We start from the raw sequence: 25,107 nt of genomic DNA, 5'->3' as shown, positions 1-25,107 counted from the left end.
CCTCCATGCTCACCGTCAGCCGACTCATCCCCCGGGGCCAGGGCCTTGCGCCCGTGCTGCGGCAACGCGCCAGCACCGTCGAACTCGACTGGGAACTGCGCCAGAAAAGCCGCTTGTCGGCCACCGACTCCGCCGGCCGTGCGCTGGGCATCTTCCTGCCCCGGGGCACACGACTGCGCGGCGGCGACATGCTGGTGGCCGAAGACGGCTCGCTGGTGCGCGTGCTGGCCACCCCCCAGCCGGTGCTCCTCATCAGCGCCTGCCCGAAGCACGGCAGCCCCTTCGACCTGACGCGCGCGGCCTACCACCTGGGCAACCGGCATGTGCCCATCGAACTGCAACCCGACCACCTGAAGATCGAACCCGACCCCGTGCTGGCCGACATGCTGCGCGCGCTGCACCTGATCGTGCAGGCCGACAACCTGCCCTTCGAGCCGGAAGGCGGCGCCTACGCCGCTGGCCAAGGCGGGGGCCATGGCCCGCATGGCCAGCACACGCACCCCCACCACTGACGGCCCCATGGTTCCATGAGCCCACGACCCCGCAGTCCCGCCACGCGCCGCGCGCACCGCCAACACCCCCGGGAACTGCCTGCGGCCAGCCTGCTGCGGCTGATCTGGCTGGCATCGCCAGCCTTGCCCGTGGGCGGTTTTTCCTATTCCGAGGGGCTGGAAAGCGCCATCGAAAACACCGGCCTGGCCAGCGAAGCCGCAGTGGCCGACTGGCTGCTCGACCAACTGCACCTGACCCAGGCCCGCAGCGACATGGCCGTGCTCGCCAAGGCCCTGGGCGCATGGCGGCGCGGGGATGCCGCGACAGTGCGCGCGCTCGACGACTGGGTGCTGCACACCCGCGAGACCAGCGAACAGCGCCTGCAAACCGAGCAAATGGGCCGCTCCCTGTGCGAATGGCTGCGCAATCAGAACCGACAGCACCAGGCCAGCGCCGAGGTCCCCACCGCAGAGCCGGACCCACCCGTTGCCCATGACACCATGCCGGCCCCGGCACGCATGCAACAGGCGCAGCCCGCCGCCAGGGCGGCTGCGGAACCGGCCTTGCCGGACCGCCGGTGCCAGCCCCTTGAGGGACAGGGGTATTTCACATACCCGGTGGCCTTTGCACAGGCCGCCGCCGCCACGCAGGCGCCGGTGCGGCAAGTGCTGCTGGCCTACGCCTTCGGCTGGGCCGAAAACATGGTGCAAGCCGCGCTCAAATCCATGCCGCTGGGCCAGAGCGCAGGCCAGCGCATCCTGGCCCGGCTGGCCGACGCCATCCCCGCCGCCGCAGACCAGGCCATCGCCCTGATGGACAGCGAACGCCAAGCCTTCGCCCCGATGCTGGCCATCCTGTCGGCCCGGCATGAAACCCAATACTCCCGCCTGTTCCGATCATGACGCACCACCTGCACCACATCCCGAACCGCACCAAACCCCTGCCCCCGCTGCGCGTAGGCATCGGCGGCCCCGTGGGCTGCGGCAAAACCACCTTGCTGGAAAAGCTGTGCAAAGCCATGCGCGAACGCTACGAACTGATCGCCATCACCAACGACATCTACACCAAGGAAGACCAGCGCCTGCTCACCCTCAGCGGCGCGCTGCCTGCAGAACGCATCCTGGGCGTGGAAACCGGCGGCTGCCCCCACACCGCCATCCGCGAAGACGCATCGATCAACCTCGAAGCCATAGACCGCATGCTCGCGCAGTTCCCCGACGCTGACCTGGTGTTTGTCGAAAGCGGCGGCGACAACCTGGCCGCCACCTTCAGCCCCGAACTCTCGGACCTGACCCTCTACGTGATCGACGTGGCCGCAGGCGAAAAAATCCCGCGCAAAGGCGGCCCCGGCATCACCAAAAGCGACCTGTTCATCATCAACAAAACCGACCTGGCCCCCCATGTCGGCGCCGATCTGAACGTGATGCGCACCGACACCGTGCGCATGCGCACCACGGCCCAGGGCCTCAAGCCCTTCGTGATGACCAACCTGAAAACCCAGGCCGGCCTGGCCGAGGTGGTGGCCTTCATCGAGGCCAGGGGCATGCTGCAAAAATCAGCGCCAGCAGGCGGGTAGAATGCGCAGCCTTGGCCCCTGCGGACTTCGGGGCCGGGGTTGAAAACCGTTGCCCAAAGCCGCAAAGGTGGCAAGCAGGTCGATGGCACCGATCTGAACACCGCTGCAAGGCCCCGCAAGGTATTGGCTTCATCGGGATGGCGTGGGCAATCGCCGCAACCCCACCGGCGTCGGCATGAAAATCTGGAAGCGTGGCAGAGTGGTTTAACGCTCGGGTCTTGAAAACCCGCGTGGGGGCAACCCCACCGTGAGTTCGAATCTCACCGCTTCCGCCAGAACCAATCCAGGCCAGCCCCCCCAAAGCCCCGCGCCGTATACGCACCGGGGTTTTTCGTCGGAGGCATCGTCCATAACCGTCCAAAACATGCCATGCCGATACCATGACATTGACCGTGCGCGTGGTGCGCCAGCAAATTTGGGCGCGTGCGCTGGGCATTCCCGATGGGGCGGGATGCTCGGATTCATGCCCTCAGGGCCAAAACCTGGCGCTCCTGCCTGGAGATCTGGCGCAGGTTCGATTCCAACATTCCATCACACGCAACAAAGCCCGCCGTGCACGGCGCCGTGGGGGCTTTCTTTCGGGCCGCGCCCTACAATCGGGCCTTCAGTTCCTGGATGTCGACGATGAACCGCTGCCCCACCACCCGATCCGCAGGCCCCATTGGGCTGGCAGCGCGCGCATGGCTTGCCGGGCTGGTCTTGACCTGGTGGGGGGCCGCACTGCCTGCCGCCGAACAGTTGCAGCCCGCACCGGGCGTGACGCGCCCTTTCCCGGCATCGGCATTGCGCGGCATATTGAGCTTCAGCAGCGCCGCGCAGGCCACGGTCAACGGGCAGTCGGTCCGCGTCGCTCCCGGCATGCGGCTGTTCAACCCACAGAACCAGTTGGTGATGGTGCATTCCGTGCTGGGCCAAAGCCTCAGGGTGAATTACCTGCTGGAGGCGGGCACAGGAATGCTGCACTCGGCCTGGATCCTGACCGAGAAGGAAGCCGCTCTGCCCCGCAAGGGCAGCAACGCGGTCATCACCAACATCACGTCTGGCTCAGACGCCGACTCAAAGTAACGCCAGCACCCGTCCCGCAGGCAGCGGTGGTTTGCCTGCCATTGACGACCTTGCGACAGCGCGACATTGCCATGGCCAAAAAAGTCTTCATCAAAACCTTCGGCTGCCAGATGAACGAGTACGACTCGGACAAGATGGCCGATGTGCTGCACGCCGCGCAGGGCTACGAGCCTACGCAGAATGTCGAGGAGGCCGATCTGATCCTGTTCAACACCTGTTCGGTGCGTGAAAAGGCGCAGGAAAAGGTGTTCAGCGACCTCGGTCGCGTCAAGCACCTGAAGGCCCGGGGCGTCAGGATCGGCGTGGGCGGCTGCGTGGCCAGCCAGGAAGGGGCCGAAATCATCCGGCGCGCGCCCTATGTGGATGTGGTGTTTGGCCCGCAGACCCTGCACCGCCTGCCCGAGTTGCTCCAGCAGCGCGAGCGCCTGGACCAGCCCCAGATCGATATCAGTTTCCCCGAGATCGAAAAGTTCGACCACCTGCCCGCCGCCTCGGTGCAAGGCGCCAGCGCCTTTGTCTCGATCATGGAAGGTTGCAGCAAATACTGCAGCTACTGCGTGGTGCCCTACACCCGTGGCGAGGAAGTGAGTCGTCCGCTCGACGATGTGCTGGTGGAAGTGGCGGGCCTGGCCGACCAGGGCGTCAAGGAAGTCACGCTGCTGGGCCAGAACGTGAACGCCTACCGGGGCCGGATGGGCAGCACGGCGCAGCGGGCCGACTTGGCGCTGCTGCTCGACTATGTGGCCGGCATTCCCGGCGTGGAACGCATCCGCTACACCACCAGCCACCCGAACGAGTTCACGCCCCGGCTGATCGAGGCCTACGCCCGGCTCCCCAAGCTGGCCAACCACCTGCACCTGCCGGTGCAGCATGGCAGCGACCGCATCCTGATGGCGATGAAGCGCGGCTATACGGCCATGGAATACAAGAGCACGGTGCGCAAGCTGCGCGCGATCCGCCCCGATCTGGCGCTCAGCAGCGACTTCATCGTCGGTTTTCCGGGCGAGACGCAGGACGACTTCGACAAGCTGATGCGGCTCATCGCCGAGGTTCACTTCGACAACAGCTTCAGCTTCGTCTTCAGCCCGCGCCCGGGCACGCCCGCAGCCGGGCTGCCGGACGACACGCCGCACGAGGTCAAACTGCGCCGCCTGCAACAGTTGCAGGGCGTCATCGATACCCATATCCGATCCATCAGCGCAAGCCGCGTCGGCACGGTGCAGCGCATTCTGGTCGAAGGCGCTTCCCGGCGCGATGCCGCCGAGCTGATGGGCCGCACCGAGTGCAACCGCGTCGTCAACTTTGCCGGCCCGCCGCACCTGGTGGGTCAGATGGTGGAACTGACGATCACCGAGGCCCGGGCTTACACATTGCGCGGCCAGTACTGCGCGCAAGAGTCCCCTCAGGCCACCATGGCCGCCTGAGGCACAGCGTCGGCGTTCAGCCGATCGCATGCAGGCTGCTCTGGAAACGGCGCGCGTTGTCGATGTAGTGCTGCGCGCTCTGGCGCAAGCCTTCGATCTGCTCGGGCGTGAGTGCGCGCACGGCCTGGGCCGGGCGGCCGATGATCATCGAGCCATCCGGAAATTCGCGGCCCTCGGTCACCAGCGCACCGGCGCCCACCAGGCAGTTCCTGCCGATCTTGGCGCCATTGAGCACCACGGCCCCGATGCCGATCAGCGACTCGTCGCCGATGGTGCAGCCGTGCAGCACCACCTGGTGGCCCACCGTCACGCGCTCGCCGACGAACAGGGGCTTGCCCCGGTCGGCATGCAGCACGCAGGCGTCCTGTATGTTCGAGCCTGCGCCCACCGTGATGCTCTCGGTATCCCCGCGAATCACGGCACCAAACCAGACGCTGGCATCTGCGCCGAGCAGCACGCGGCCCATCACCTGCGCGCTGGCCGCCACCCAGGCCGATGCCGCCAACTGCGGCGCCACACCATCGATTTCGTAAATCGCCATGCCCCGCTCCGAAAAAGGTACAAGGGCTGAAATTGTAAGGATCGCAGCCAGTGTCGCGTCATCGGTCATCGGTCATCGGTCATCGGTCGGTCTGCGCTGGCCATCGGAGCGCAGCGCGGCGTTGCAGCGCTTGCCAATACGCTCGGTATGGGCTGCGCGATGCGCCTTGCGCTGCGCTCCGATGGCTGCGCGCAGCCTGCGACATCTGACCGATGACCGATGACGCGACACTGGCCCGCAGTGCGCGTTGCAGCCCGAACAGAAAAACGACGACGGCGCCGGGTTCATACACACCAGCCGATACACCTGCGCTGGCAAACCGCGCTGCAACGCGGCCACAGACACCAGGGCCTGTGGCAAGATGGCGACACGGCTGCGCCGATCTGGAATTGGCGCAGCGCCCAGCCCTTGCACCACAGCGGACGCCATGTCGAGCACACCTGCACAAGACACCCCGGTAGCTGCATCCCCTGCGCCCGAACCGGTGGACGAGAACCTGGCCATCATCGCCCGCCAGGCCATCGTGAACGAAAACCGCGAGGTCTATGGCTATGAGCTGTTCGACCGGTCGACCGCCTCGGACTCGCGCACGGCCGCCAGCGATGCCGCCCTGCTGTTCAATGCCCTGTCTTACGCGGGCGCCGAAATTCTGGTCGGCAAGAAAACCGTCTTCATCAACTGCACCCATGACAGCCTCTCGGGCGCCCATCTGGAGTTGATTCATCCCGACAAGGTGGTGCTGGAGGTTCCCCCCCTGCCCTATAGCACCACGCCAGAAGACATCCAAGCCCGCATCCCGACGCTGCATGCGTTGCGCGAGCGCGGCTTTCGCCTGGCGTTCGACCAGCAGGTCTTGCGCCGCGCCTATACCCAGTGGCTGCCATTGGCGTCTTTCATCAAGCTGGACATGCAGGCGATCAAGCCCGAGTTCGCCGGGCCTTTGGTCCAATTCACCACACAGCACAGCCAGGCCACACCGATCGCCGAGAAAGTCGAAACCGCCGCGCAGTACGAGCTCATGCGCTCTCTGGGCGTCAAGCTGTACCAGGGCTACTGGTTCGCCAGCCCGTCGCTGGTCAAGGCCAGCACGATCCGCCCTACGCAGGCGGCCATCATCGAGCTGATCAACCTGGTGCGCAGACAGGCCAGCACGGGCGCGATCGAGAACCTGCTCAAGAAAGACCCGACCTTGTCTTTCAACCTGCTGCGCTTCATCAACTCCTCGGGCTTTGGCCTGTCATGCGAGATCACCTCGTTTCGCCATGCCGTCATGATCCTGGGCCTGCAAAGGCTGTTCCGCTGGGCGGCGCTACTGATGACTACCTCGCGCGCCGGCGGCGCGCCGCCCGCCGTGGGCCAGACCGCCGTGGTGCGCGGCCGCCTGATGGAGTTGCTGGCCGCCGAGTTGCTGCCGCCCGAAGAAGTCGACAACGCCTTCGTGGTCGGCGTGTTCTCGCTGCTCGACACCATGCTGGGTGTGCCGATGGACAAAGCCCTGGACTCCGTGGCCCTGCCCAAGTCCGTGGTCGATGCGCTGCTGCACGGCAGCGGCATTTTCGCCCCGTTCCTGGCGCTGACCATGGCCTGCGAAAGCGGTGACGAAGTGAGCTTTGCCCGATCCGCGAACGCGCTGCAACTGTCCAACCGCCAGGTGAACTGGGCCCATTTGCAGGCCCTGACATGGGCCGAGGGCCTGAGCGCAGGGTAACGGCCGCAAAGGAGCGCTTCGGCCCGGGTTCGGCCCGGGCCGGCCTGTCAGTTGCCCCGGACGATCCCGGCCGCGCGGATGATGCGCGCGTTGCTCTCGGACTCCTGCGCAATCTGGCGCGCAAATTCCGCGCTGCTGCCACCGGTCGGCTGGTTGCCGCCGGCGCGCAGCCCGCTGCGGATGTCGGGCAGCGCCAAGGCCTTGTTCACCTCGGTGTTGAAGCGCGCGATGATCGCCGGCGCGGTCCGGGCCGGGGCGTAGATGCCAAAGAGCGACCATCGGTTGGCGTCCGGCTGTTGCAGTTCGGCCAGCGTGGGCACATCGGGCAAGGCATCCAGCCGCGCCGGCGCCCCCACGGCCAGCGGCCGGAGCTTGCCCGCCTTGATGTGCTGCAGCACCGCCGCCGTGGCATTGACGGTCAGTACCTCGAACTGTCCGCCCAGGGCGTCGTTGATCTGCTGGCCTCCGCCCTTGTAAGGGATGTGCGTGATTTGCACCTGCGCCGCCGCCTGTATCTGTTCGAGCATCAGATGCCCCAGTGACCCCTGCCCGGCTGTCGCCAAGCGCAGCGCGCCAGGCTGTTGGCGCGCCATCCCGATCAATTCCTTGAAGTCCGTCGCCTTGCTGGCCGAGGTGCCCAGCAGCAGCACCGGCGAATACATCACGCTGACCACCGGGGCAACGCTCTGCGGATCGACGAGCGCAGAGCCCAGGTGCGGATCGAGCGACAGCGGGCTGATGGCGGCAAAACCCAGGGTGTAGCCGTCGGCCGCCGCCTTGGCCACGGCATCGACCCCCAGGCTGCCGCCGGCGCCGGCCTTGTTCTCGACCAGCACCGGCGTGCCCAGTTGCACGGTCAGTTTGTCGGCCAGCGCGCGGGCCATCTGGTCACTGACGCCACCGGCCGGGTAGGCCACGATGAGTCGGATCGGCTTGGCCACGGGCCAGTCCTGTGCCAGGGTCAGGCACGCAATGCCCAGCAGCAGTGCGCCGGTCAGCCATTTTTTCATGGAATCTCTCCTTGCGATCATAGGTTCATGGGTCGTGGTGCGGCCGGCCCGTGCGCCGGCCCGGAAATGGTGGCACGAAATGAAATCGATGCGTTTCCTGTCGAGGCGGGGCGCAAACCGCAGAGGCACCGGCTGGGTATCGCGGGGATTGGCAACGCCGCCCTAGTGTCGCGCCACCGATCATCTGTCGGTCTGCGCTGGCCATCGAAGCGCATCGCGGCGTTGCATCGCTTGCCAATACGCTCAGTATTGGCCGCGCGATGCGCCTTGCGCTGCGCTCCGATGGCGGCGCGCAGCCTGCGACATCTGATCCGTGACGCGACACTAGCACGAAATGCGCCATTTCCATCTGCAGTCATTTACCGGCCGGTGCACGGCTGCGCGGATGGTGCTCATCATGCAGTTGCTTGAGCCGCTGGCGTGCCACATGGGTGTAGATGGTGGTGGTTGAGATGTCGGCATGACCTAGCAACAGTTGTACCACGCGCAGATCGGCGCCATGGTTGAGCAGGTGGGTGGCAAACGCATGGCGCAGCGTATGCGGCGACAGCGGGACCGTGATGCCCGCCACCCGGGCCCATTGCTTGACGATGATCCAGAACATGACGCGCGTCATGCCGCAGCCGCGCCGGGTCACGAACAGGTCGTCCGTGCGCTGGCCGCCCAGGATCACGCCGCGCGCCTGTTGCAGGTAGCGCTCCAGCCATTGGCCGGCCTCGACACCAAACGGCAGCAGGCGCTCCTTGCCGCCCTTGCCGGTGACGCGCAGCAGGTTTTCATCGAGCGCCAGATGGAAGGTTTTCAACCCCACCAGTTCGGTCACCCGCAGGCCGCTGGCATACATCAGTTCCAGCATCGCGCGGTCGCGCAGGCCCAGCGGCGTGCCCGGATCGGGGGCCTGCAACAGGGCCTCGACCTGGGTCTCGGTCATGGTCTTGGGCACGCGCAGCGGCACGCGCGCGGCCGCCAGGCGCGCGGTCGGATCGGCGCTGATGCGCCGCTCGCGCAGCGCCCAATGAAAGTAGCGCCGCAGCACCGTCAGGCGCCGGTTGGCCGATGTGGCGCGGGTTTGCGCATGCCGCGCCGCAAAGTACGCCTGCAGATGGTGCTCTGCCGTGTCGTCGAGCGCCACGGCCGGCTGCTGCGCGTGCAGCCACTGCGCATACCGCGTCAGGTCGCTCCGGTATGCGGCCAGCGTGTTGCGCGCCAGCCCGTCCTCGAGCCAAAGGGCGTCCAGGAAAGCATCGATGGCGTCGGGATCGGGCATGCGCGGGCACCGATGGCCTCGTTCGGCAAGTCGAGCGGCCGATGCGGCGGCTTCCCACCGGGCCGGCAACGCTCATTCAAGCGTCAGTTTTTGCTTGGCCACCACCTCTTTGTAGACCGCGAACTCGGCCTTGATCTGCGCGCCGAACTGCTCGGGCGTATTGCCGATCACGATCGAGCCGGTGTCTTCGATGCGCCGCTTCACCGCCGGGTCTTCCAGGGCTTTGCGCACTCCGGCGTTGATCTTGTCGATGATGTCCGCAGGCAGCCCCTTGGGGCCCACGATGCCGTAATAGGCCATGCGGTTCACCGGCTCCAGGCCCAGTTCCTTGAACGTGGGCACGTTCGGCAAGGCCGCCACACGCTGGGAGGATGCCACCACGATAGGCACCAGGCGGTTTTCCTTGATGAACGGCAGGGCCGAGGGCAGGTTGTCGAAAACCATCGGCACCTGGCCGGCCACGGTGTCCGTCAGGGCCGGGCCGGCACCACGGTAAGGAATATGCGCCACAAAGGTACCCGTCAGGCTCTTGTACAGCTCCATCTGCAAGTGGCCGATGCCGCCGGTTCCCGACGAGGCATACGAGTACTTGCCCGGCACCTTCTTGATCTCGGCCGCGAAGGTCTTGTAATCCTTGGCCGGAAAGCCCGGATGCACCGCAATGATGTTGGGCGTGGCCGCTATGTTGATGACGGGCGAGAAATCCGTCAGCGGGTTGTACGGCGTCTTCGGATTGATGGCCGGGTTGGCCGCCGTGGTCGACACGGTGGCCACGCCAAGGGTATAGCCGTCCGGGTTTGCGCGGGTCAGTTCTGCCGCTCCCACGATGCCGCCGCCACCGGCCTTGTTGTCGACGATCACGCTCTGGCCCAGGGCCTTGCCCAGCGGGTCGGCGATCACACGCGCAATGATGTCGGTGGTGCCGCCGGGGGCAAAAGGCACGATCAACCGAATCACTTTGTGGGGGTAGCCCTGCGCAGCCACGGATCCGGCGGCGACCGCCAGCGTCAGCGCGAGCCATTGACGACGATGCATTGATTTCTCCTTCATGGGGATGACAAACAAGACAGACAAGACAGTGCCGATGGTATGCGCAATGGGCGCTGGCAATGGGCACTTTGTCAACCGGCGGAGTTCAGGCCATCCGGCTTCGGGGGCAGCGCCCGACGACAGGCATGGCCCATGCATGTCCGATGCGTGGCCGTTGGCGCCACCTTGGCCTTGGTATTCTCAGCCGATGAACTATGCCCAGCTCCTGCTCCCGGATTTTTCGCTCATCCTGTGCGGTTACCTGATCTGCCGCTACACCGCACTGAACCGGTCGGTGTGGCAGCCGGTCGAGAGCCTGGTGTACTACCTGCTTTTTCCGGTGCTGCTGTTCCAGTCCATCGTCCAAAGCCCGGCGGACATCGGCGCTGCGTCGGGGCTGATCGGCGCCGGCATACTCGCGGGGGCGATCAGTATCGCGCTGGCCTATAGCCTGCCGTACTGGCCCTGGGTCGGGCGGCGCCTGGACATGCGCGACCATGCCGCCAGTGCGCAGGTGGCGTTCCGCTTCAATTCCTTCATCGGCCTGGCCCTCGCCGAGCGGCTGGCAGGGCCCCAGGGGCTGCTGCTGATTGCGGTGCTGATCGGCGTGTGCGTGCCACTGTTCAACGTGGCGGCGGTATGGCCCATGGCGCGGCATGGCCAGCACAGTTTTCTGCGCGAGTTGCTGCGCAACCCGCTGATCATCGCCACGGCCTCGGGTCTGACGGCCAACCTGCTGCATCTGACGATTCCCGCATGGGCCATGCCCGCCGTGGGCCGCATCGGCGCGGCGTCGCTGGCGCTGGGGTTGATGGCCGCAGGCGCCGGCCTGCAACTGAGCCTGCTCACCAGGGGCAAGGTGCTGAGCGTGTCGGTGCTGCTGATCCGCCACCTGGTGCAGCCCCTGCTGGCGTTCGCGCTGGCACGGCTTTTCCGGCTCGATGCGCTGCAAACCACGGTCTTGCTCGCCTTCTGTGCGCTGCCTGCGGCGTCGACCTGCTACGTGCTGGCCGCCCGCATGGGCTACAACGGCCCCTATGTGGCGGGGCTGGTGACCTTGTCCACGCTGCTGGGCATCGCCAGCCTGCCCCTGGCCTTGGGCGTGTTGCGCTAAAGCCCCCTTGCCGGGGCCGCGCGCGCCGGCACCATCGAAATGCCCAGGCGTCGAGCGCTGCCAGCGCATGTGCCATGCGCGCCTCGATCGGCATGGCGTCAACCGCCGAGCGCCCAGGCGACATGCTCGCGCACCAGCGGGCTGGCATCCCGGGCGCGCAAGCGCAGCGCAGCGCGCAGGGCCTCGTCCCCGGTGGCGCGCAGCGCATTGCCCAGCGCCACGGCCACATTGCGCAGCCAGCGCTCGTGGCCTATGCGGCGGATCGGGCCGCCTTCGGTCAGGCGCGCAAAAGTGGCCTCGTCCCAGGCAAACAACTGCACCAGTTGCTGGCCCGACAGGCCCTGGCGCTCGTCGAAATCCGGCAGACGGCTGACCTGGGCGAACTTGTTCCAGGGGCAGACCAGTTGGCAATCGTCGCAGCCGTAGATGCGGTTGCCCAGCAACGGCCGCAGCGCGAGCGGAATCGGCCCGGCATGCTCGATGGTCAGGTACGAGATACAGCGCCGCGCATCGAGCCGGTGCGGCGCAATGATGGCCTGCGTCGGGCACAGGGCCATGCAGGCGTTGCAACTGCCGCAATGCGCCGCGACGGGCGCGCTGGCGGGCAGCGCCATGTCCACATAAATCTCGCCGAGAAAGAACATCGATCCGGCCGCGCGGTTGAGCACCAGCGTGTGCTTGCCGCGCCAGCCCAGCCCGCTGCGTGCGGCCAGTTCGGCCTCCAGCACGGGCGCAGAATCGGTGAACACACGGTGGCCAAAGGGGCCAACCGCCGCCGCGATGCGCGCGCTCAGCGTTTGCAGGCGCGTGCGCAACACCTTGTGGTAGTCGCGCCCGCGGGCATAGACGGAGACGATGCCCTCTTGCGGGCGCGCCAGGCGCCCGAGCTCGACCGCCTGCCAGCCCTGGGGCGCGCCCGCGCCGGTGTTGCGCGGCAAATAATCCATGCGCGCCGTGATCACGCTCACGGTGCCGGGCAGCAGTTCGGCCGGGCGCGCGCGCTTGAGGCCATGCACTGCCATGTAATGCATGTCACCATGCAAGCCTTGCGCAAGCCAGGCCAGCAAGCCGGGCTCTGCGGCAGACAGGTCCACCCCCGCAACGCCGAGTTGGGAAAACCCCAGCGCGCGGGCCCACTCCTGCATTTGAGGAACGAGTTGACTGTAGCTCCACATACCGGCCAGATTGTAGAAAGCAGCGCGGGCCAGACCTGCCGCCACTTCACCTGGCGCAGTGAAGACGACACCGCTGCCTTTGCGCGCCGGCTCGCTGCGCAGCCGCTGATCGGCAACGCCTACCTGACGCTGCACGGCGACCTGGGCGCGGGCAAGACCACCCTGGTGCGGCATCTGCTGCGCGCCCTGGGCGTGCAGGGGCGCATCAAAAGCCCCACCTACACCGTGGCGGAGCCGCACGAAGCCCCGCATCTCGCGCCCCACACCCTGGTGTGGCACTTCGACTTTTACCGCTTCGACGACCCGCGCGAATGGGAGGACGCCGGGTTCAGGGAACTGTTTGCCCAGCCGGGCCTGAAGTTGGCAGAATGGCCGGAAAAAGCCGCAGCGCTTGCGCCGCCTGCGGACCTCGCCATACACCTCCACGCCATCGATGACACCGCCAGACAGGTCACGCTGCACGCCCACAGCCGAACCGGACGCAGCCTGCTGCAAGGACTCTGAACGCATGGACCGCCGCCCCCCCGCCCGGCGCAGCCTGCTGCGGGCCGCCAGCTTGGCGCTGCTGCTGGGTCGCCTGCGGATGGCGCACGGCGCCGGCATCGTGGCGGTGCGCATCTGGCCCGCGCCCGAGTACTCGCGCGTGACCATCGAATCCGATGAAGCGCTGAGCGCCAAGCCGTTTTTCGTGGCCACGCCGCCACGCCTGGCGGTGGACATCGAAGGCGCAGACCTCAGCCCCGCGCTGCGCGAACTGGTGGCCAAAGTCCGCTTCGACGACCCGAATATTGCCGGCATCCGGGTCGGGCAAAACGCGCCCGGCGTGGTGCGGCTGGTGATAGACCTCAAGCAGGCCGCGCTGCCGCAGGTGTTCACGCTGCCCCCGGTGGCGGCGTACCGGCACCGGCTGGTGCTGGACCTGTACCCGGCCGCGCCGATGGACCCGCTGCAAGCACTGATTGCCGAGCGCCTGCGCGACGCGCCGCCGCCCCCGGCAACAGCCGCCCCGGCCCCGGCCCCGGCGACGACCGCCCAGACTCCGGCGCCACCGGCCGCGCCTGACCCGCTGGACGCACTGATCGCCCAACACAGCAATCACCGCAGCCCGCCCCCGGCAGAAACCGCGCCGCCCACGCTGGCCGCAGCGCCCATCAGCACCGCCCCTGCTGCACCGGCACCGCCGCTCCCCGCTGTCCCTGCCGCACCGGCGCCCCCCATCGTCCCCGCCGTACCGGCACGCCCCGGCAACCGCGCCACGGCCACACCAACCGATCGCCTCATCATCGTGGCGCTGGACCCCGGCCACGGCGGCGAAGACCCTGGCGCCATCGGCCCTGCGGGCACGCGCGAGAAAGACGTGGTGCTGCGCGTGGCGCAGTTGCTGCGCCAGCGCATCAACGCCACCACCGTGGCCGGCAACCCGATGCGCGCCTACCTGACGCGCGACGGCGATTACTTCGTCCCCCTGGGCACGCGCGTGCAAAAAGCCCGGGACGTGCAGGCCGACCTGTTCGTGAGCATCCATGCCGACGCATTCACCACCCCTGCGGCGCGGGGCGCCAGCGTGTTTGCGCTCAGCCAGAGCGGCGCATCCAGCGCGGCAGCGCGCTGGATGGCGAACAAGGAAAACCAATCCGATCTGGTGGGCGGCATCAATGCGCAGCGGCAAGCGCAAGACCGGTATGTGCAGTTCACCAAACTGGACATGAGCATCACCGCGCAGATCAAGGACAGCCTCCAACTCGGCCGCGTGCTGCTGGGCGAGATCGGCCAACTGGGCCAGTTGCACAAGCCGCAGGTGGAGCAGGCCGGCTTTGCCGTGCTCAAGGCCCCCGACATTCCCAGCGTGCTGGTCGAGACCGCCTTCATCAGCAACCCCGAGGAGGAAAAGCGCCTGCGCAGCAGCGCCTATCAAGAGCAACTGGCCAATGCGCTGATGCGCGGCATCACGCGCTACTTTGCCAAAAACCCGCCGCTGGCGCGCAGCCGCTCGATTTGACGTTCGACCAGCGTCGCTTTCTGCTGCGGCGCCAGCCCCCGGATACGCATCACCCCTCGATGGGCCGGGCTGCAAGGCTTCGATAAACTACCGGCCCCCACAGGAGTCATTGAATGGCAGTCAGCGAACAAAGCCTTTTGGCCGCACTCTCGTGCGTGCAGGACCCACATGCCGGCCATGATTTCGTCAGCACCCATGCGCTGCGCAACCTGCAAATCCAGGGCGGCGATGTGGCCTTCGATGTGGAACTGGGCTACCCCGCCAAGAGCCTGCTGCCCGAACTGCGCCGCCAACTGGTGGCCGCAGCCAAAGGCGTGGCAGGGGTCGGGAACGTGTCGGTCAACATCAGCACCCGGGTCATCGCCCATGCCGTGCAGCGCGGCGTGCCGCTCCTGCCCCAAGTGCGCAACATCGTTGCCGTGGCCTCGGGCAAGGGCGGCGTGGGCAAGAGCACCACGGCCGCCAACCTGGCCCTGGCCCTGGCCGCCGAAGGCGCCAGCGTGGGCGTGCTCGACGCCGACATCTACGGCCCGAGCCAGCCCATGATGCTGGGCATCGACCGCCGCCCCGACAGCGCAGACGGCAAGACCATGGAGCCGCTGGAAAACTACGGCCTGCAAGTGATGTCCATCGGCTTCCTGGTCGACCAGGACCAGGCCATGATCTGGCGCGGCCCGATGGCCACGCAGGCGCTCGAGCAACTGCTGCGCCAGACCCGATGGCGGGATCTGGACTACCTCATCGTCGACATGCCGCCCGGCACTGGCGACATACAGCTCACGCTGAGCCAGCGCGTGCCGATGACAGGCGCCGTGATCGTCACCACGCCGCAGGACATTGCGCTGCTCGATGCGAAAAAGGGCATCCGGATGTTCGAGAAGGTGGGCGTGCCCATCCTGGGCATCGTCGAGAACATGGCGGCCCATATCTGCAGCCACTGCGGCCATCTGGAGCATATCTTCGGCGCCGACGGCGGCAAGAAGATGGCCGCCGACTACGGCATCGACTACCTGGGCGCGCTGCCGCTGGACATCCGCATCCGCCTGCAGGCCGACAGCGGCCGGCCCACCGTGGTGGCCGACCCCGATGGCGAGGTGGCGCGGATCTACAAGAAAATGGCGCGCGACATGGCGCTCAAGATCGCCCGGCAGGCCAAGGATTTCTCGCACAAATTCCCGACCATCTCGATCAGCCAGGAAACCTGAAACAACCCCGGGTCGCCGGCGCCGCCGGACCCTTCGGGCGGGCAACGCCAGCGCTGCGGGCATGGCCGTTGCGCTGCGGCCACCGGCGGGCTGCCAGCACACCGCGCGTGAAGTTCGCCTGCACCGGCACTGCCCAGTTCCCTGCGCGCAGGCGCACTGCCAGCCCTGCGTCAGACCGGCTGGCCGCCCTGGTCTTTCTTGCAGATGAAATGACCGTCGCGCAGATGCCATTGCGGCGGCTGCGCCGGATGCGGATGGACCTGCCATTCGATATGGCCAGAACCCACATGGATGTCGGCCGTCGCCAGCGTGTTCTCTGCATCGCTGTCCAGCGGATCGGCGCGCAGGATCGGGAACCCGGCATCCTCGGCGTCGGCCAATACCCGCAGCGGATCGAGCGCCTTGCCCGCCGCTTCGGCCAGCAGGGCCTGGCCGCGTCGTTGCCGATGTTGCGAAGAGGCGGTGATGATTTGCGGCAACTGCCGCAGCGGCGCATGCAGCGCATGGTTCGCATGCAGGCCGCGCCCGGCGATCGTGACCACGGCGCAGGCTTCGGAGCTGAACTCCACGCTGAGCAGCCCGGGTTCATCCCGGTGGGCCAGCGTCAGGTGAAAGCCGCCTGCGCGCTCGGTGCCATGGATCAGCGCCAGCGCCTGGTCCAGGCGCGCGACATCGAGCAGCGCCCGCGCCAGCACCATGCGCGGGATGCCGGCCCGCACCCTGCGGCAGCGCAGGTTGTTGACCGTCATCGCCAGGCCGCCATCGGTGACGGCAAAGGTGTGGCCCGCTATCGATCCGGGATAGATGAAAGCGGCAAACGCTGCGCCCCCCGCCACCTCGAATGCGGCGATGGCGCAATGGCCGGCGAAGGCCGGGTCGCCGTCCTCGTTGTGCGTGATGCGCCTGACCGTTCCTGCCTGCTGCACGGTCGTGCAGCCATCTTCGTTCACGGCGATATCGCCATCCGGCGCCATGGCCCAGAGGTCGCCCCGGCAGTTCCACAGGAACACCTCTTCAAACGGCCGCTCCAGACCGATGGCCAGGCCCTGCAACTCATCCCATACCCGGGGAAAACGCAGGCGCACCAGGCGCGACATGCTGTCGGCCAGCAGCGTGCCACGGTAGCGCATGACGCTGGCCCAGGCCGCAGAGTGCCGCGCATACTCATGCAGCGCTGCGGCGCCGAATCGGCCCAAGGCCCGGCCCGCGTCAAAAGGGGCGCCTTCGATTTCGAGGTAGCTCAAGCGCGGGCATTTCATTGCACATGCCGCAGGAAGTCGTGCAAACGCTGGTTCGGCGGGTTGTCCAGCAGTTCGGCCGGCGGCCCGTCGACCGTGATGTGGCCGTTTTCCATGAAGATCAGCCGCGTGCCCACCTGGCGGGCGAACTGCATCTCATGGGTCACGACCACCATCGTCATGCCATCTTCGGCCAGCGCCTGCATCACGCGCAGGACCTCCTGGCGCAACTCCGGGTCCAGCGCCGAGGTCGGCTCATCGAACAGCATCAGCCGAGGCTTGATCGCCAGCGCGCGGGCGATCGCAACGCGCTGCTGCTGCCCGCCCGAAAGCTGGCTCGGGTAGTGGTTCATGTGCTGCGCCAGGCCGACCTTGGTCAGCAGTTCCCTGGCCTGCGCATGGGCCTGGGCCTTGGACGCGCCGCGCACCTGGCGCGGGCCGAAGGCGACATTCTCCAGCGCCGTCATCTGCGGGAACAAATTGAATTGCTGAAACACCATGCCCGCCTCCTGGCGGATCTCGCGCTTTATGGCATTGCCGGCGCGCACGCTCAGGCCGCCGACCAGCAAATCCCCGCCATCGATAGGCTCGAGCGCGTTGATGCACCGCAGCAGCGTCGATTTCCCGGAGCCGGACGGGCCGATCAGCACCACCACCTCGCCCTGGCAAATCTGCAGGTTCACCCGATCGAGCACGACATGGGCCGCAAAGCGCTTGTCGACATTCCTGAATTCGACGATGTTCACAGAATTCGCATCCTTTTTTCCAGCACCCGCAAACCCAGCGTCAGCACGCCGATCAGCAGCAGATAGATCACCGCGACCGCCGTCCAGATCTCGACGGCCCGAAAGTTGGTCGCCATGATTTCCTGGCCTTGGCGCGTCAGTTCGCCAACACCGATGACAATGAACAGCGAAGTGTCCTTGAGGCTGACGATGAACTGGTTGCCCAGTGCCGGTGTCATGCGCCGAAAAGCGACCGGACCGACAACGAATGCCAGCACCCGCCAGTGCGGCAAGCCCATGGCCAGCCCGGCCTCGGCAAGGCCCCGGGGCACCGACAAAAACGCGCCGCGCACGATCTCGGCAATGTAGGCGCCCGAGTTGATGATGATCGAGGCAATGGCGGCGCTCATCGGGTCCACGCGCAGGCCGATCAGCCCGGGCAGCGCAAAGTAGATGAACATCACCTGCACCACGATCGGCGTGCCGCGCACCAGCCCGACATAAGCCCAGCCCAGGCTGCTGAGCATGCGGCCGCCGTAAGCCCGCATCAGACCGAACGAGACGCCGAGCAGCGTCCCGCCGACCAGCCCGAACACGGTGATCAGCACCGTGAGCTGGGCGCCTTTGAACAGCGCCGGCAGTGCGCCGGCGATCACTGACCAGTCAAAATCCACGATGACTCCTTGCCAGGCCCGGTGTTCCATGGCGCGCTCCGCAAGCCGGGCACGCCGGGGAACTGGCCGCGCCGCTGGCGTCGCTCCCCATGAAGCGCTGCCGGCGGCACGGGGTCGTTCACCCCATCACTTCGGCGGCTCGGTCTTGAACCACTTTTTATAGATCTCGGTGTAGCGGCCATCGGCCTTGATCTTCGCCAGTGCAGCGTTGACCTGCGTGCGCAGCGGGCTGCCCTTTGGGAAACCGATGCCGTACTGATGCGCCATCATCTGCGTGCCCACGGCCCTGACCTTGCCGGCACCCGCCGTGGCGATGTAGTGCAGGATGTTCGGGGTGTCATGCATTGCGGCATCCACGCGCCCGGTCATCAGTTCCAGATAGGCGTTGTCGATGTTCGGGAACTGGCGCAGCGTGGTCCCGACAAAGTGGGCCTTCGCGTAGTCGACCGTAGCCGTGCCGGTCTTGAGCGCCAGCGTCTTGCCTTTGAGGTCGGCCACGCCGCCGATCTTGCTATCGCTGGCCACCATCAGGAGCAGGCCACTGTCGTAGTAGCCATCGGAGAAGTCGATGACCTTCTTGCGCTCGTCCTTGATGGCGATGCCGGCCAGTGCGACATCCACGTTTTTGGTTTGCAGCGCGGGCAAGATGCCATTGAAGTCCATCGGTTGCAGCTTGTACGGGAGCTTCAACTCCTTGGCCACGGCATCCCACAGATCGATGTCGAAGCCGACATAGCTGTCGCCCTGCTTGAACTCGAACGGAATGAAGGCGGTATCGATGGCAACCAGCAAAGGCTCGGCAGCAGCAGCGGGGGTGCAGATCGGTGCCGTGAGCGATACGGCAAGCGACGCGGCGGTCAACAGTTTCACCAGCAAGTGTTTCATGGCAGTCATACGGGTCAGTCTTCCATCACGGGGGTTGAGTGGATTGGCGCCATCAGATTTGCCCACAGGACCCACAAGGCGGCCCAGCAAATCCCGATGGCACAATGCCGGCGCTGTCCGGCCAGAGCGCAAGCCTGCGATTGTACGAGCGCATCTGCATCCCCCCCAAAGGTCCAAAAGGCCCAAAAGACCCTCAAGTCGGCATCAACCGCCGGCAGCCACAGATGCCCGGGTCACGGCGGTGATCGACGCGCCCAGCAAACGGGTGATCTCCTGCAGGTCAGCGCGGCTGGCGATAAAGGGCGGGGCCAGCAGCACATGGTCGCCGTGGACGCCATCGGCCGTGCCGCCGGACGGATAGCACAGCAGCCCACGGGCCAGCGCGTCCTGCTTGACCGCTGCGTGGACTTTCAGCGCTGCGGCAAAGGGCCGCTTGCTGCCCCGGTCGGCCACCAGTTCGATTCCCCAGAAGAAGCCACGGCCACGGATGTCGCCCACATGCGGATGCTCGCCCAGCGCCTGCCGCAGCATCGCGCCGAAGGCCAGTCCGTCGGCGCGCACCTTGGCCAGCAGACCGTCGCGCCGGATCACCGTCTGCACCGCCAAGGCCGCAGCACAAGCCACCGGATGGCCCAGGTACGTGTGGCCATGCTGGAAGAAGCCGCTGCCTTGCGACAGCGCATCGACGATCTTCTTTTGCGCCAGCACCGCGCCCACCGGCTGATAGCCACCGCCCAAGCCCTTGGCGATCGTCACCAGGTCGGGCACGACATCTTCCTGCTCGCTGGCATAAAGCGTTCCGGTGCGCCCCATGCCGCACATCACCTCGTCGAGGATCAGCAGCACCCCATGCCGGTCGCACACCGCGCGCACTGCGTTGAAGTAGCCCGGCACGGGCGTGAGCACGCCGGCCGTCGCGCCCCCCACGGTCTCGGCGACAAAGGCGATGACGCGGTCCGCGCCCTGCGCGACGATGGCCGCATCGAGCTCGTCCGCCAGCCTCAGCCCGTACTGCTCGGGCGTCTCGCCGGCGCGCTGCTCGCGGTACGGATAGCAAGGCGCCACATGGGTGGCCGGCACCAGCATCGGCGCAAACGGAGCGCGCCGCCACGCATTGCCGCCGACGGCCAATGCGCCCAGCGTATTGCCGTGGTAGCTCTGGCGCCGGGCGATGAAATGCGTGCGCTGCGGCTGGCCGATCTCGACGAAATACTGTCGCGCCATCTTCAACGCCGCCTCCACCGCCTCCGAGCCGCCACTGACCAGGTAGACATGGCCCATGCCCGCAGGGGCGGTGCGAACCAGTTCGTCAGCCAGCCGCTCGGCCACCTCGGTCGTGAAAAAGCTGGTGTGCGCATAGGCCAGGCGGTCGATCTGCGCATGCATGGCCGCCAGCACATCGGGGTGGCCATGACCGAGCGCGGACACTGCCGCACCACCCGAGGCGTCGAGATAACTGCGCCCGGCAGCGTCCTGAATGCGCATGCCGCTCGCGCAGGCGGCGACCGGCGGTGTGCTGTGCAGATGGCGATGGAAAACATGCGTCATTGGAAAGCCTTTGTCCGAAATGGGTGTGTGCAATGGGCGCGGGCCGGGTCGAAGCACCCGCCAAGTCAGCGCCGCTGCTGATCTGCTGATTTGCAAGCGTACCAAACCAATCTTGTGCGCATGGTTCTTGTCCAGGACGGTGTCGTCGAACACGATGTAGCCATTGGGATCGGTTTCCATCTCATCCTTGGTCTGCTCCCAGGCAATCGATTGTCAACACGCCTTGTCGCGTCACGGATCAGATGTCGTAGGCTGCGCGCAGCCCATACCGAGCGTATTGGCAAGCGATGCAACGCCGCGCTGCGCTTCGATGGCCAGCGCAGACCGACAGGTGATCGGTGACGCGACACTAGCGCATCGCATTGCGGTTGGCCAGTTCGACGAAGATGCCACTGTGGTCCAACTCGCCCAGGCCATGCGCTACGCCCTGTGCGTACAGGGTCTCGAACATGGTGGTGATCGGGGCATCGAAACCGGTTTCTTTGGCCGTGGCCAGGGCGTTGCGCAGGTCTTTGAGCTGTACCACCAGACGGCCATGCGGCGTGAAGTCGCGCTCGGCCATGCGCTGGCCATGCAGTTGCAGGATGCGGCTGTCGGCAAAACCACCCTGTATGGCTTGGCACACCAGGGCCATGTCGGCACCCCCTTTGGCGGCAAAGAGCAGGGCTTCTGCGACCGCGCCGATGGTGATGCCGACGATCATCTGGTTGGCGAGTTTGGCCAGTTGGCCGGCGCCATGCGGGCCCACATGCGTGGCCCGGCCCAGCGGGGCAAACACCGGCTGCGCGCGCCTGAAGTCTTCGGCGTTGCCGCCGACCATGATGGCCAGTTGGCCGGCCTCGGCCCCCACGGTACCGCCGGAGACCGGGGCATCGAGGTGGTCCAAACCCAGCCCTGCCAGACGCGCCGCGTGGTCGCGGGCCTCGCCGGGCTGTATCGACGCCATGTCGATGAACAGGGCCCCTTTGCGCATGGCGCTGGCGGTGCCCATGTCAAACAGCACCTGCCCGACCACCGGGCCGTTTTCCAACATGCTGATCACGATCTGGGCATCCTGAACGGCCTCTGCCGGGGTGGGGTGCACGGTGGCGCCAAGGGCGAGCAGGGGCTCGGCCTTGGCGCGGGTACGGTTCCATGCCTGCAGTGGGTGGCCGGCTGCGCGCAAGCGGCGTGCCATCGGCAACCCCATCAGGCCGGTGCCGAGAACGGCGATGCGCAACGGTGTCATGGTCATGGTGTCACTCTTTTCTTGAAGGAAATGCAAGGGAGGTCTCATTCCATTCCTCCATCATCCGTGCATGTGCACCGTCTGCGCTTCGCGTTCACGAACGATTTGGAAATTGGATCAGGCAGTCTGCCATCACGCTTTCTGCCGCGCGGCTTGGGGCAATGTTCTCCCGTTTTTCGCCTTGAGATTTTCTATCAGTTCCGCGGCGCCCCTGGCGCGGGCCACGCGCCCGCTACATGACCCATGGAACACTCAAGCGCTGGTGGCATGATGGAAAGTCGCGTGTGGCTTTCAGTTGGGGCCATCGCTCCTTCACACCGATTTGCCAGGAATCCCCGATGCCAGAAACCCCCGCGCTCGCTGCGCATTTTTCGCTCCATGACAAGGCCCTGGCACAGCGCTGGGCGCGCTGGCAGCCCGGCCCGGTGCGGTTGCCCGACCAGCCGACGCCAGAGCGGGCCTTCACGCTCGACAGCATGGACCCGGGCGAGAAACCGTTTTCCCTGGGCGAAAAAGCCCTGGACCAGGCGGCCATGGACCGTTTGGCCGTGGATATCGATGCGTTGCAAAACCTGTTCTACGTCGACAAGCGCTACAAGCTCCTGGTGGTGCTGCAAGGCACCGACACTGCGGGCAAAGACGGCACGATCCGCAGCGTGTTTGCCCGCACCAGCGCTTTGGGCGTACATGCCGTGGGCTGGAAGGCGCCCACCGAGGCCGAACTGGCGCATGACTGCCTCTGGCGCATCCACCAGCGGGTGCCGCAGGCAGGCGACATCACCGTGTTCAACCGCAGCCACTACGAAGATGTGCTGGTGCCTGTGGTCAACGGCTCGATCACGCCGCAGCAGCACCGGCAGCGGCTGGCCCATATCAACGACTTTGAGCGCATGCTCAGCGAGACGGGCACCATCGTGCTGAAGTTTTTGCTGCACATCGGATTTGACGAGCAGCGCGAGCGGCTGCAAAAGCGGCTGGACGATCCGGCCAAGCGCTGGAAGTTCAGCAACGACGACATCACCGCGCGCAAGCAATGGGCTGACTACCGCCGCGCCTACAACCGGTTGCTCGATGCCTGCCACACGCCCTGGGCGCCATGGACCATTGTGCCGGCCGACTCCAAGCTGCACCGCAACCTGATGGTTGCCACGGTGCTGCGCGCGGTGCTGCAAAACCTGGGGCTGCGCTACCCGGCCGGAGATCCGTCGCTGGCCGGGATCAAGGTGTCGTGAACGCTTGCCCAAGGGTTGGGGGCACAGGTGTCCGATGATGAATTCCCCGGTTCGGCAGCGCCGTATCAGGCGGTGCTTTCGGGGGCTGTCACTTGCAATGCGGCCACGCGGGTATGCCACACTTGCGCGTCGGGCATTCCGGGGCGGCCACGCATGGGTGGGGCGGCTCGAACGCCTGTCCACAAGGAACCACACAATGCTTTCATCCGCGCCCGCAAGTGCCGTCCACACCCTGCCCTCGTACCTGCAGGCCGACAAGCTCGGGCCCTGGGGCGTTTACCTGCAGCAGATCGATCGCGTCACGCCTTACCTGGGGCATCTGGCCCGTTGGGTCGAGACCCTCAAGCGCCCCAAGCGCGCGCTGATCGTGGATGTGCCGATCGAGCTGGACAACGGCACCATCGCCCACTTCGAGGGCTATCGCGTGCAGCACAACACCTCGCGCGGCCCGGGCAAGGGGGGCGTGCGCTTTCACCAGGATGTGACGCTGTCCGAGGTGATGGCCCTGGCCGCCTGGATGTCGATCAAGAACGCGGCAGTGAACGTTCCCTACGGCGGCGCCAAGGGCGGCATCCGCGTCGATCCCAGGCAGCTCTCGCGCAGCGAGCTGGAGCGGCTGACACGGCGCTACACCAGCGAGATCGGCATCATCATCGGCCCGACCAAGGACATCCCTGCGCCCGATGTGAACACCAATGGCCAGATCATGGCCTGGATGATGGACACCTACTCGATGAATGTGGGCGCCACCGCCACCGGAGTGGTCACGGGCAAGCCGGTGGACTTGGGCGGCTCCCTGGGCCGCGTGGAAGCGACCGGCCGCGGCGTGTTCACTGTGGGCGTGGAGGCCGCCAAGCGCATCGGCTTGCCGATCGAAGGCGCCCGGGTGGCAGTGCAGGGCCTGGGCAATGTCGGCGGCACCGCCGGCAAGCTGTTTGCGCAGGCCGGCGCCCGGGTGGTGGCAGTGCAGGACCATACCGGCACCATCGGCAACGACCAGGGCCTGGATATGTCGGCGCTGCTGGCCCATGTGCAGGCCCATGGCGGCGTCGACGGCTTTGCCGGCGCGGACCGCATGGCCCCGCAGGAGTTCTGGGGCGTGGCTTGCGAGATTCTGATCCCCGCCGCGCTGGAGAGCCAGATCACTCGGCTCAACGCCGGCCAGATCAAGGCCAGGCTGGTGATCGAGGGCGCCAACGGCCCCACCACCCCCGAGGCCGATGACATCCTGCACGACAAGGATGTGCTGGTACTGCCCGACGTGATTGCCAACGCCGGCGGCGTGACGGTGAGCTACTTCGAGTGGGTGCAGGACTTCTCCAGTTTCTTCTGGAGCGAGGACGAGATCAACGCGCGCCTGGTGCGCATCATGCAAGAGGCCTTTGCCGGCATCTGGCAGGTGGCCGCCGAGCATGGCGTGAGCCTGCGCACCGCCACCTTTATCGTGGCCTGCCAACGCATTTTGCGTGCGCGGGAGATGCGCGGACTGTATCCATGACGCCCTGATGGCCACGGCATGTGCCGGCCAAACAAAGAGGTCCTCGCCGGCGCGGTTCAAGCCTTCATGCGCCTACGCCTGCGGCAAGACCTGCCGTGGCGCATTTTTCCGCCCGAAACCACAGCATCGGTGCACTACGGGCCCACGCGCGCTTCGATCAACACCAAATGCCTAGTGTCGCGTCACCGATCATCTGTCGGTCTGCGCTGGCCATCGAAGCGCAGCGCGGCGTTGCATCGCTTGCCAATACAGATCGGTATGGGCTGCGCGATGCGCCTTGTGCTGCGCTCCGATGGCTGCGCGCAGCCTACGACATCTGATCCGTGACGCGACACTAGCGGCCACCGGGGAACTGACCTGACAGCCTGGCAACAGGACAGGACTGCGGACCGAATGGACCGACTGCTTACGGGATTTCATCTATTGGTCCCGGATACAGGCCGGAGTACGCTTGCCGGCACGAAGTTGCAGTTT

The 25,107-nt window shown here is 66.5% G+C and carries 26 protein-coding genes, 1 tRNA gene and 1 pseudogene; 16 read left to right on the top strand and 12 right to left on the bottom strand.

Annotated elements, in window-relative coordinates; all coding sequences use genetic code 11:
- Window positions 1–5: 5 nt before the first annotated feature.
- The 6 genes and pseudogenes from ureE to miaB all read left to right on the top strand — a co-directional run.
- A pseudogene (gene ureE, locus VEIS_RS08405) lies at window positions 6–509 on the top strand (urease accessory protein UreE); the annotation flags it as partial.
- Between the two features lie 18 nt (window positions 510–527).
- On the top strand, window positions 528–1,394 hold the full coding sequence (locus tag VEIS_RS08400) for an urease accessory protein UreF (RefSeq protein WP_011809485.1): 867 nt from the start codon (window positions 528–530) through the stop codon (window positions 1,392–1,394).
- A complete protein-coding gene (gene ureG, locus VEIS_RS08395) occupies window positions 1,391–2,068 on the top strand; it encodes an urease accessory protein UreG (RefSeq protein ID WP_011809484.1) in 678 nt (225 codons plus the stop codon). The genes VEIS_RS08400 and ureG overlap by 4 nt, the downstream gene beginning before the upstream one ends.
- A gap of 185 nt (window positions 2,069–2,253) precedes the next feature.
- Window positions 2,254–2,343: transfer RNA gene (locus VEIS_RS08390), tRNA-Ser, on the top strand.
- A 349-nt stretch (window positions 2,344–2,692) separates the two neighbouring features.
- Complete coding sequence (locus tag VEIS_RS08385; RefSeq protein ID WP_083758733.1) at window positions 2,693–3,133, top strand: hypothetical protein; 441 nt, start codon at window positions 2,693–2,695, stop codon at window positions 3,131–3,133.
- Between the two features lie 71 nt (window positions 3,134–3,204).
- Window positions 3,205–4,557: a tRNA (N6-isopentenyl adenosine(37)-C2)-methylthiotransferase MiaB gene (gene miaB / locus VEIS_RS08380; protein ID WP_011809483.1), complete on the top strand. Its 1,353-nt coding sequence runs from the start codon at window positions 3,205–3,207 to the stop codon at window positions 4,555–4,557.
- Between the two features lie 16 nt (window positions 4,558–4,573).
- On the opposite strand, the gene VEIS_RS08375 is transcribed toward miaB, so the two are convergent.
- On the bottom strand, window positions 4,574–5,098 hold the full coding sequence (locus tag VEIS_RS08375; protein ID WP_011809482.1) for a gamma carbonic anhydrase family protein: 525 nt from the start codon (window positions 5,096–5,098) through the stop codon (window positions 4,574–4,576).
- Here VEIS_RS08375 and VEIS_RS27625 point away from each other — a divergent pair.
- On the top strand, window positions 5,097–5,321 hold the full coding sequence (locus VEIS_RS27625) for a hypothetical protein (protein WP_232287881.1): 225 nt from the start codon (window positions 5,097–5,099) through the stop codon (window positions 5,319–5,321). The genes VEIS_RS08375 and VEIS_RS27625 overlap by 2 nt on opposite strands.
- 204 nt (window positions 5,322–5,525) lie before the next feature.
- The gene (locus VEIS_RS08365) at window positions 5,526–6,806 is read left to right on the top strand and encodes an EAL and HDOD domain-containing protein (protein WP_041949899.1); all 1,281 of its coding nucleotides are present in this window, start codon (window positions 5,526–5,528) and stop codon (window positions 6,804–6,806) included.
- Window positions 6,807–6,853: 47 nt separating this feature from the next.
- On the opposite strand, the gene VEIS_RS08360 is transcribed toward VEIS_RS08365, so the two are convergent.
- Complete coding sequence (locus VEIS_RS08360) at window positions 6,854–7,816, bottom strand: Bug family tripartite tricarboxylate transporter substrate binding protein (protein WP_011809480.1); 963 nt, start codon at window positions 7,814–7,816, stop codon at window positions 6,854–6,856.
- A gap of 66 nt (window positions 7,817–7,882) precedes the next feature.
- On the opposite strand from VEIS_RS08360, the gene VEIS_RS25850 reads away from it, so the two are divergent.
- The gene (locus VEIS_RS25850; RefSeq protein ID WP_157048445.1) at window positions 7,883–8,227 is read left to right on the top strand and encodes a hypothetical protein; all 345 of its coding nucleotides are present in this window, start codon (window positions 7,883–7,885) and stop codon (window positions 8,225–8,227) included.
- Here the strand turns inward: VEIS_RS25850 and xerD are convergent.
- On the bottom strand, window positions 8,172–9,083 hold the full coding sequence (gene xerD / locus VEIS_RS08355) for a site-specific tyrosine recombinase XerD (RefSeq protein WP_011809478.1): 912 nt from the start codon (window positions 9,081–9,083) through the stop codon (window positions 8,172–8,174). The genes VEIS_RS25850 and xerD overlap by 56 nt on opposite strands.
- A gap of 72 nt (window positions 9,084–9,155) precedes the next feature.
- Entirely contained in the window at window positions 9,156–10,118 is a 963-nt protein-coding gene (locus VEIS_RS08350) for a tripartite tricarboxylate transporter substrate binding protein BugE (RefSeq protein ID WP_011809477.1), read from the bottom strand.
- Between the two features lie 202 nt (window positions 10,119–10,320).
- Here VEIS_RS08350 and VEIS_RS08345 point away from each other — a divergent pair, with 202 nt between their 5' ends.
- Window positions 10,321–11,226: an AEC family transporter gene (locus VEIS_RS08345; RefSeq protein ID WP_011809476.1), complete on the top strand. Its 906-nt coding sequence runs from the start codon at window positions 10,321–10,323 to the stop codon at window positions 11,224–11,226.
- Between the two features lie 98 nt (window positions 11,227–11,324).
- Here the strand turns inward: VEIS_RS08345 and queG are convergent, their stop codons facing one another.
- The gene (gene queG / locus VEIS_RS08340; RefSeq protein WP_011809475.1) at window positions 11,325–12,371 is read right to left on the bottom strand and encodes a tRNA epoxyqueuosine(34) reductase QueG; all 1,047 of its coding nucleotides are present in this window, start codon (window positions 12,369–12,371) and stop codon (window positions 11,325–11,327) included.
- Window positions 12,372–12,383: 12 nt separating this feature from the next.
- On the opposite strand from queG, the gene tsaE reads away from it, so the two are divergent.
- From tsaE to apbC, 3 genes are all read left to right on the top strand, one after another.
- Entirely contained in the window at window positions 12,384–12,905 is a 522-nt protein-coding gene (gene tsaE, locus VEIS_RS08335; protein ID WP_011809474.1) for a tRNA (adenosine(37)-N6)-threonylcarbamoyltransferase complex ATPase subunit type 1 TsaE, read from the top strand.
- Window positions 12,906–12,909: 4 nt separating this feature from the next.
- Entirely contained in the window at window positions 12,910–14,400 is a 1,491-nt protein-coding gene (locus VEIS_RS08330; RefSeq protein ID WP_041949897.1) for an N-acetylmuramoyl-L-alanine amidase, read from the top strand.
- A 113-nt stretch (window positions 14,401–14,513) separates the two neighbouring features.
- A complete protein-coding gene (gene apbC, locus VEIS_RS08325; protein ID WP_011809472.1) occupies window positions 14,514–15,605 on the top strand; it encodes an iron-sulfur cluster carrier protein ApbC in 1,092 nt (363 codons plus the stop codon).
- 170 nt (window positions 15,606–15,775) lie between these two features.
- Here apbC and VEIS_RS08320 read toward each other — a convergent pair whose 3' ends face one another.
- The 7 genes from VEIS_RS08320 to VEIS_RS08295 form a co-directional block, all read right to left on the bottom strand.
- On the bottom strand, window positions 15,776–16,864 hold the full coding sequence (locus tag VEIS_RS08320; RefSeq protein WP_011809471.1) for a C45 family autoproteolytic acyltransferase/hydolase: 1,089 nt from the start codon (window positions 16,862–16,864) through the stop codon (window positions 15,776–15,778).
- Window positions 16,861–17,589 carry a glutamine ABC transporter ATP-binding protein GlnQ gene (glnQ, locus tag VEIS_RS08315; RefSeq protein WP_011809470.1) on the bottom strand — a complete coding sequence of 243 codons (729 nt, stop codon included), beginning with the start codon at window positions 17,587–17,589 and terminating at the stop codon, window positions 16,861–16,863. The genes VEIS_RS08320 and glnQ overlap by 4 nt, the downstream gene beginning before the upstream one ends.
- Window positions 17,586–18,242: a glutamine ABC transporter permease GlnP gene (gene glnP / locus VEIS_RS08310; protein WP_041950664.1), complete on the bottom strand. Its 657-nt coding sequence runs from the start codon at window positions 18,240–18,242 to the stop codon at window positions 17,586–17,588. Before glnP ends, glnQ begins: the two co-directional genes overlap by 4 nt.
- Window positions 18,243–18,368: 126 nt before the next feature.
- Complete coding sequence (glnH, locus tag VEIS_RS08305; RefSeq protein WP_011809468.1) at window positions 18,369–19,127, bottom strand: glutamine ABC transporter substrate-binding protein GlnH; 759 nt, start codon at window positions 19,125–19,127, stop codon at window positions 18,369–18,371.
- A 204-nt stretch (window positions 19,128–19,331) separates the two neighbouring features.
- Window positions 19,332–20,675, bottom strand: coding sequence for an aspartate aminotransferase family protein (locus VEIS_RS08300; RefSeq protein WP_011809467.1), 1,344 nt, complete (start codon window positions 20,673–20,675; stop codon window positions 19,332–19,334).
- Between the two features lie 231 nt (window positions 20,676–20,906).
- Window positions 20,907–21,038, bottom strand: a complete 132-nt coding sequence (locus VEIS_RS31085) for a hypothetical protein (RefSeq protein ID WP_265259622.1) — start codon at window positions 21,036–21,038, stop codon at window positions 20,907–20,909.
- A complete protein-coding gene (locus VEIS_RS08295; RefSeq protein WP_041950663.1) occupies window positions 21,025–21,903 on the bottom strand; it encodes an NAD(P)-dependent oxidoreductase in 879 nt (292 codons plus the stop codon). Before VEIS_RS08295 ends, VEIS_RS31085 begins: the two co-directional genes overlap by 14 nt.
- A gap of 338 nt (window positions 21,904–22,241) precedes the next feature.
- Between VEIS_RS08295 and VEIS_RS08290 the strand changes: the two genes are divergently transcribed.
- The 3 genes from VEIS_RS08290 to VEIS_RS28445 all read left to right on the top strand — a co-directional run bounded on the left by VEIS_RS08290 (window position 22,242) and on the right by VEIS_RS28445 (window position 24,960).
- Window positions 22,242–23,135 carry a PPK2 family polyphosphate kinase gene (locus tag VEIS_RS08290; RefSeq protein ID WP_011809465.1) on the top strand — a complete coding sequence of 298 codons (894 nt, stop codon included), beginning with the start codon at window positions 22,242–22,244 and terminating at the stop codon, window positions 23,133–23,135.
- Between the two features lie 196 nt (window positions 23,136–23,331).
- Entirely contained in the window at window positions 23,332–24,633 is a 1,302-nt protein-coding gene (locus VEIS_RS08285; RefSeq protein WP_011809464.1) for a Glu/Leu/Phe/Val family dehydrogenase, read from the top strand.
- Window positions 24,634–24,807: 174 nt separating this feature from the next.
- Window positions 24,808–24,960, top strand: a complete 153-nt coding sequence (locus VEIS_RS28445) for a hypothetical protein (RefSeq protein WP_157048444.1) — start codon at window positions 24,808–24,810, stop codon at window positions 24,958–24,960.
- Window positions 24,961–25,107 lie beyond the last annotated feature (147 nt).

Source organism: Verminephrobacter eiseniae EF01-2, from assembly GCF_000015565.1.
In the GTDB taxonomy this organism is placed as follows: Bacteria; Pseudomonadota; Gammaproteobacteria; order Burkholderiales; family Burkholderiaceae_C; genus Acidovorax; species Acidovorax eiseniae.
This window is presented reverse-complemented; position numbering and strand designations above follow the sequence as displayed.

Excerpts from the sequence above, each read along its gene's own strand:
- VEIS_RS08295 (WP_041950663.1), bottom strand. The coding sequence starts at position 21,903 with ATGACACCGTTGCGCATCGCCGTTCTCGGCACCGGCCTGATGGGGTTG.
- VEIS_RS08360 (WP_011809480.1), bottom strand. The coding sequence starts at position 7,816 with ATGAAAAAATGGCTGACCGGCGCACTGCTGCTGGGCATTGCGTGCCTG.
- VEIS_RS27625 (WP_232287881.1), top strand. The coding sequence starts at position 5,097 with ATGCCCCGCTCCGAAAAAGGTACAAGGGCTGAAATTGTAAGGATCGCA.
- VEIS_RS08300 (WP_011809467.1), bottom strand. The coding sequence starts at position 20,675 with ATGACGCATGTTTTCCATCGCCATCTGCACAGCACACCGCCGGTCGCC.
- VEIS_RS08350 (WP_011809477.1), bottom strand. The coding sequence starts at position 10,118 with ATGCATCGTCGTCAATGGCTCGCGCTGACGCTGGCGGTCGCCGCCGGA.
- apbC (WP_011809472.1), top strand. The coding sequence starts at position 14,514 with ATGGCAGTCAGCGAACAAAGCCTTTTGGCCGCACTCTCGTGCGTGCAG.
- VEIS_RS08375 (WP_011809482.1), bottom strand. The coding sequence starts at position 5,098 with ATGGCGATTTACGAAATCGATGGTGTGGCGCCGCAGTTGGCGGCATCG.
- miaB (WP_011809483.1), top strand. The coding sequence starts at position 3,205 with ATGGCCAAAAAAGTCTTCATCAAAACCTTCGGCTGCCAGATGAACGAG.
- VEIS_RS08345 (WP_011809476.1), top strand. The coding sequence starts at position 10,321 with ATGAACTATGCCCAGCTCCTGCTCCCGGATTTTTCGCTCATCCTGTGC.
- ureG (WP_011809484.1), top strand. The coding sequence starts at position 1,391 with ATGACGCACCACCTGCACCACATCCCGAACCGCACCAAACCCCTGCCC.
- glnH (WP_011809468.1), bottom strand. The coding sequence starts at position 19,127 with ATGAAACACTTGCTGGTGAAACTGTTGACCGCCGCGTCGCTTGCCGTA.
- queG (WP_011809475.1), bottom strand. The coding sequence starts at position 12,371 with ATGCAGGAGTGGGCCCGCGCGCTGGGGTTTTCCCAACTCGGCGTTGCG.
- VEIS_RS08385 (WP_083758733.1), top strand. The coding sequence starts at position 2,693 with ATGAACCGCTGCCCCACCACCCGATCCGCAGGCCCCATTGGGCTGGCA.
- VEIS_RS08400 (WP_011809485.1), top strand. The coding sequence starts at position 528 with ATGAGCCCACGACCCCGCAGTCCCGCCACGCGCCGCGCGCACCGCCAA.
- VEIS_RS08290 (WP_011809465.1), top strand. The coding sequence starts at position 22,242 with ATGCCAGAAACCCCCGCGCTCGCTGCGCATTTTTCGCTCCATGACAAG.
- VEIS_RS25850 (WP_157048445.1), top strand. The coding sequence starts at position 7,883 with ATGGTGGCACGAAATGAAATCGATGCGTTTCCTGTCGAGGCGGGGCGC.
- VEIS_RS08285 (WP_011809464.1), top strand. The coding sequence starts at position 23,332 with ATGCTTTCATCCGCGCCCGCAAGTGCCGTCCACACCCTGCCCTCGTAC.
- VEIS_RS08320 (WP_011809471.1), bottom strand. The coding sequence starts at position 16,864 with ATGAAATGCCCGCGCTTGAGCTACCTCGAAATCGAAGGCGCCCCTTTT.
- VEIS_RS08330 (WP_041949897.1), top strand. The coding sequence starts at position 12,910 with ATGGACCGCCGCCCCCCCGCCCGGCGCAGCCTGCTGCGGGCCGCCAGC.
- xerD (WP_011809478.1), bottom strand. The coding sequence starts at position 9,083 with ATGCCCGATCCCGACGCCATCGATGCTTTCCTGGACGCCCTTTGGCTC.
- VEIS_RS31085 (WP_265259622.1), bottom strand. The coding sequence starts at position 21,038 with ATGCGATGCGCTAGTGTCGCGTCACCGATCACCTGTCGGTCTGCGCTG.
- VEIS_RS08365 (WP_041949899.1), top strand. The coding sequence starts at position 5,526 with ATGTCGAGCACACCTGCACAAGACACCCCGGTAGCTGCATCCCCTGCG.